Source organism: Campylobacter sp. IFREMER_LSEM_CL1890, from assembly GCF_025772045.1.
Lineage (GTDB): Bacteria > Campylobacterota > Campylobacteria > Campylobacterales > Campylobacteraceae > Campylobacter_D > Campylobacter_D lari_D.
The window spans coordinates 1-1,981 of the sequence record NZ_JAKMRK010000030.1; the positions used below are offsets into that span (position 1 = coordinate 1).

Annotated in this window: 1 protein-coding gene and 1 pseudogene; both read left to right on the forward strand. The window is 26.9% G+C overall.

Annotated elements, in window-relative coordinates; genetic code table 11:
* Nucleotides 1–221, forward strand: a pseudogene (locus tag L8W57_RS07800) (hypothetical protein); the annotation flags it as partial.
* 173 nt (nt 222–394) lie between these two features.
* On the forward strand, nt 395–1,981 hold a 1,587-nt coding region (locus tag L8W57_RS07805; protein ID WP_263662322.1), incomplete at its 3' end, for a ShlB/FhaC/HecB family hemolysin secretion/activation protein.

Consider the following 1,981-nt stretch of genomic DNA (forward strand, 5'->3'; position numbering starts at 1 on the left):
ATAAACCTATTGACCCAGTAGAACCACCAATTGATAATAAACCTGATGATTCTTTAGCATTTGAACAAAGTTCTACTTTTAATTCTATAGGTAATGAAACTTTAAATGAAGAAGAAGAAACTGAAGAAATAGATGAAACTTCTTTAATTCAAAAAAGTAAAACTTGCATAGTCAGTGATAATTATAAAACTATGAATCCTTGTGTAGTTGGGGGATTATAATCTACAGCTTTGATGCATAAAAAATTAAACACTAAACACTAGGATTTATCCTAGTGTATATAATGAGTATATTAATGAATATACTCATATTAAAAATATTTTAATTAATCAATATAAATATTGAAAAACAAAAACTTAAAATTAAAATACATCATTAAAAGGAAAAAATAAGTATGAAAAAACTTTTACTTAGCACTATAGCAATTAGCTCTTTAGTCTATGCTAATAATGGAAGTATTATCATAGCTAAAAATGATATAGAAAAGGTTATAGAATTATCTCCTGATAGAAACCTCCCTCAAAACAAAGCTATCAAAGAAAATCTAAAAACCAAAGATGATTATAAAAAAACTCAAGAAGCTAAAAAAGACTTTGAAGAAAAAAAGAAAGAATTAAAAGAAAAATTTAATCAAGAAGATAAAACTAATGAGGAAGCTAACAATCAAACTAATAATAACACTACCAACCCAAATAACCAAACTAACACTAATACAAACAATGACAAAGCTAACACTAACTCTAGTATAAATAATCAAACAAACAATAATTTTAATTCAACTAATAATAGCTTTAATACCAATAATGCTTCAAACAATCATAGTTTTAATAACAACACTACCAAATTAAACAATCAAACCAATACCAACAATAATACAAGTAATCCAAATAATCAAACAAACAATAGTTCTAACACTAACTCTACTAACTCAAGTAATCAAACTAATACTACCACCACTAAAGAAGTAATAACCAAATACAAATTCATCATCACTAATGAAAACACTAGCTTTGAAAAGCTAGGTATTAAAGAAGAAGATTTACAAATACTCATTAGTGAGTTTAGCACTAGAAAATTTAGTTTGCAAGATTTACAAGATATATCTAATATTATTGCTTATTATTTCCAAGTTAATGGCTATCCTGCTGCAACAGCTTATGTACCCCAACAAGAATTTGAAGATAGTGTACAAATAAACATAGCCTTAGGAACATTAGGTAAGTATATAATAAAGAATAAAACTACTATAAAAGATTATTTTATTGAAAGTAAGCTTAATGAAAGAATCAAAGGTAAAATCATCTCTACTAAATTAATAGAAGATAGTGTGTATAAAGTCAATGAAATGTATGGCATTCAAACCCTAGCAGGCTTACAAGCAGGAGAGAATGTAGGAGAAACTGATATAGTTATAGAAGTAGTTCCTGATACTAAGGCTAATGTATTATTATATGCTGATAATTATGGTATTAAAAGTGCAGGGGATATTAGAGCTGGTATTAGTATGGGATTTAATTCTATACTTAATATGGGAGATTATTATAATTTTTACTTACAATCAAGCAATGAAAAACAAATTAACTATGGGGCTAGTTATACTTTCTTTTTAGGAAATTTAAAAATTACTCCAAGTATATCTCAAGGCTCTTATTCTTTAGGTGGAGATTATCAAGAAGTTGGCTTTAGCGGTACTTCTAGAAATTTCGGTATAGACTTTTCTTATCCTGTATGGATTAATACTAATTCATCTTTATACTTTACTTCTAGTATTTATCATAAGATATTAAAAGATGAACCTTTTTCAAACATATTTGAAGATTATAGTATTAATAAACATTCTAATGTGGGTAGTATGGGTTTAGAAGGTTTATTTAGAGGATTTGAGAATAATACCTTAAGTTATAGTGCTAAGATAAGCATAGGTAAGGTTAATGATGATGGTACTACTATGTTTGGAAGTACATCTAAAAGTGGAGGCAAA